This window comes from Mycobacterium sp. (assembly GCF_049802695.1).
Taxonomy (GTDB): Bacteria; Actinomycetota; Actinomycetes; order Mycobacteriales; family Mycobacteriaceae; genus Mycobacterium.
The window spans coordinates 1-3266 of the sequence record NZ_JBARMY010000556.1; the positions used below are offsets into that span (position 1 = coordinate 1).

Genomic DNA, 3266 nt, shown 5'->3' on the forward strand with positions numbered 1-3266 from the left:
GCACATGGATCGGGAGCCGGCCCCGACCCTCACCGATCGCCGGGCGCCAGCCGCGGCCGTGTTTGCGGCGCATCAACGCATCGTCCCGATTGCCGCGCTGCGCGCGCACGCTGTTCAGTACCGAGGGACGGCCGACGGGCACCGGATGCTCGGTGTGCCGAGCGCCCTGGACAATTCGCCCGCCGGCCCGGGTCAGGCGCAGCGCGATGTCGGCGTCTTCGCGATAGGCCCGCGGGAAGCGTTCGTCGAATCCGCCGCACGACACCAGCGCCGAGCGCCGATAGGCCATATCGGCGGTGATCCACTGCGCGGTGGCCAGCCCCAGCGTGCGCCGCTCGTCGTCGGTGGGCCGTCGCGGGCTTCCCTGCCGTAGGGGCGCCGGGACGGTGATGGTGCCCTGTGACCCGACCACCGAATCGTCGACTTGCCGCAGATCGCTTGCCAATTCGTCGTACCAGTCCCGCCCCGGCACGACGTCGTCGTCGAGGAAGCAGACCCAGTCAGCAACAATGCTTCGCCAGCCGACATTGCGGGCCGCGGCCGGGCCACGGCCCCCCGAACGCAGCACTTTGACAGGCAGATCCGTGTCGGGCAGCGTCAACGGCTGCTTGGGCGCGGGACGATCGTCGACCACGACCACCGCGGCCGGTTGCGGTCCGGACTCGGCGTCCAGCGCGGACAGTAGCCGGTCCAATGAAGGTCGGCCGATCGTCGGAACCACCACCGCATACGCGGTCGTCATTGGGCGTGCCGCCGAATCATGAAGGGTCCGATGGCAAGTACGTCCAGCGGTGCGCTGCCGAAGCACTCCAGCGCGTCGCGCGGGCTGTCCACCATCGGCCGTCCCGCGGTGTTGAAGCTGGTGTTCACCACCACCGGAACGCCGGTGCGCTCGGCGAACGCCGAAATCATGCGGTGTAACAGCGGCCGATCGGCGTCCACCGTCTGGATGCGCGCCGTGCAGTCGACGTGAGTGACCGCCGGGATACGGTCGCGCCACTCCTCGGCCACGTCGTGCACGAACAGCATGTAGGGGCTCGGCAGAGGTCCGCGCGAGAAGATCTCCGCGGCATGCTCGACGAGCACCATCGGGGCCACCGGCCGGAACTGCTCGCGGCCTTTGACCCGGTTAAGGCGTTCCAGGTTGGCCGTGTCGCGCGGGTCGGCCAGCAGAGATCGGTTGCCCAGCGCCCGCGGACCGAATTCGGAGCGGCCCTGGAACCATCCGACCAGCGCGTTGCCGGCCAGCGCGTCGGCCACCGCGGTCGCGATGTCGGCTGGCCGCTCGTAGTTGATGTCGGCCTCGTCGAGAATGGCAGCCACCTCGTCGTCGGTCCAGCTCCGGCCCAGCGAAGCTGACGGCATCGGCGCGATCGGCTCGCGGTGCTCAGCGGCCAGCGCCAGCGCCGCTCCGAGCGCGGTGCCGGCGTCACCTGATGCGGGCTGAACCCAGATGTCGGTGAAACCGCCCTCGGCGAACAGCCGGGTGTTGGCCACGCAGTTCAGTGCCACACCGCCGGCCAGGCAGAGCGCGTCGGATGTGGTCCGAGTCCGTAGCCAGCCGACCAGCTCGAGCAACACCTCCTCGAGCACCCGCTGCACGCTGCAGGCCAGGTCGGCATGCGCCGGGTCCAAGCCGGTGTCGCCCGGGCCGCGGGGCGCGGTGAACTCAGCGAAGTCGATCGATTCGGTGCGGAACGTTCCGTCGCCGCAGGCGTACACCAGTTCGCGCAGCCGGTCGGCGTAGGAGGGACTCCCGTAGGAGCCCATCGCCATCACCTTGTACTCGTCACTGGACCGGTTGAAGCCCAGGTACTCGGTCAGATTCTCGTAGAGCAGGCCCAGTGAATGCGGAAGCTGTTGTGAAGCAAGGATATCGAGCTTTCCGTCGCGGTACTCTCCGGCCAGCATCGAGGTGGCCTCACCGCGTCCGTCGACGACCAGCACCGCGCTGTCGGGTTGCGGCGAAGCCAGCGACGTCGACGCCGCATGTGCGACGTGGTGGCGCACATGGCGGACGATCCCCGGATCCAGACCAGGCAGGGCCGCGGCCAGGAACCGCGGCGCGCGACGCGCGTAGAGGGTCCGCAGATACTCCCAATCCTTGTCCTGGCCGTCGATCACATCGCCGGCCACCTCGGCCAGCGCCGGGTCGTAGGAGTAGCCGACGGCGTCCAGGTCAGCTGCGGTGATCCCACCCTGCTGCAGGCACCATCGGGCAGCCGCGGTAGGCATCTCCCAGGTGGAGAAGGCGACTGCCTGTTTGCCGTGTTTACGCCGGGAGAACCGCTCCTCCTCGGCGGCTGCAACGACCTGTCCGTCGACGACGAGCGCCGCCGCCGGGTCATGGAAGACCGCGTTGATGCCGAGAATCCGCATCAAGCTCCCCTCGGGTCGCGGAGTCGGGTAGCAAACCGCATATATGTATTTTGCTTTGGGAAGCAGTTACCCACACTTCTCGGCACTAAACGGTCAGCGCAGCGAAGCGACCTTCGTACGGAACCAGTCGACGGTTTCGGCCAGTCCGTCTTCAGCGTCGACCTTCGGCTCCCAGCCCAGCAGTTCGCGCGCCCGGGCGATGTCCGGGCAGCGGCGTTGCGGATCATCTTGTACGGCGGGAATGTGATGGATCGCTGAGGTGCTGTCCGCCTGATCACGGATCATCTCGGCGACGCGCAGCACAGTCATCTCGGTAGGGTTCCCGATATTCACCGGGCCGGTGACGTCGCTGGCGGCCAACGCAATCAGACCAGCCACGGTGTCGTCGACGTGGCACAGCGAGCGGGTCTGATGACCGCTGCCCGCGACGGTGATCGGCTCGTTGCCTAGCGCCTGCAGGCAGAAGTTGGGCACCATGCGGCCGTCGTCGGCCCGCATCCGCGGACCGTAGGTGTTGAAGATGCGCGCCACTGCCACATCGGCGCCCCGGGTGCGGTGGTGAGCGAACACCAGTGCTTCGGCGAACCGCTTGGCCTCGTCGTAGACGCTGCGCGGACCGATTGGATTGACGTTGCCCCAATAGGTTTCCGATTGCGGATGGGCCAGCGGATCACCGTAGACCTCGCTGGTCGAAGCCAGAATCAGACGCGAACCGCAACGTTCGGCGATCTCGAGCGCGACCGCGGTGCCCTGCGAACCGACCCGAAGGGTCTCTACCGGCAATCTCAGGTAGTCCGGCGGCGACGCCGGTGAGGCGAGGTGAAAGACCACGTCGAACGACCCGCGCAGCCGTGGATCTGCGGAGTGTTCGGTGATGTCGTGTTCGA

The 3266-nt window shown here is 67.8% G+C and carries 3 protein-coding genes; all 3 read right to left on the reverse strand.

What is annotated here, in order from left to right; genetic code table 11:
* A partial coding sequence (locus tag WA317_RS21920) for a glycosyltransferase family 2 protein (RefSeq protein ID WP_425175031.1) occupies positions 1-742 on the reverse strand: 742 nt, incomplete at its 3' end.
* Positions 739-2379, reverse strand: a complete 1641-nt coding sequence (locus WA317_RS21925) for a carbamoyltransferase family protein (protein WP_425175032.1) — start codon at positions 2377-2379, stop codon at positions 739-741. The genes WA317_RS21920 and WA317_RS21925, both read right to left, overlap by 4 nt.
* A 93-nt stretch (positions 2380-2472) precedes the next feature.
* Positions 2473-3266, reverse strand: a 794-nt coding sequence (locus WA317_RS21930; RefSeq protein WP_425175033.1) for a GDP-mannose 4,6-dehydratase, incomplete at its 5' end; no start/stop codon positions are given.

Excerpts from the sequence above, each read along its gene's own strand:
- WA317_RS21925 (WP_425175032.1), bottom strand. The coding sequence starts at position 2,379 with ATGCGGATTCTCGGCATCAACGCGGTCTTCCATGACCCGGCGGCGGCG.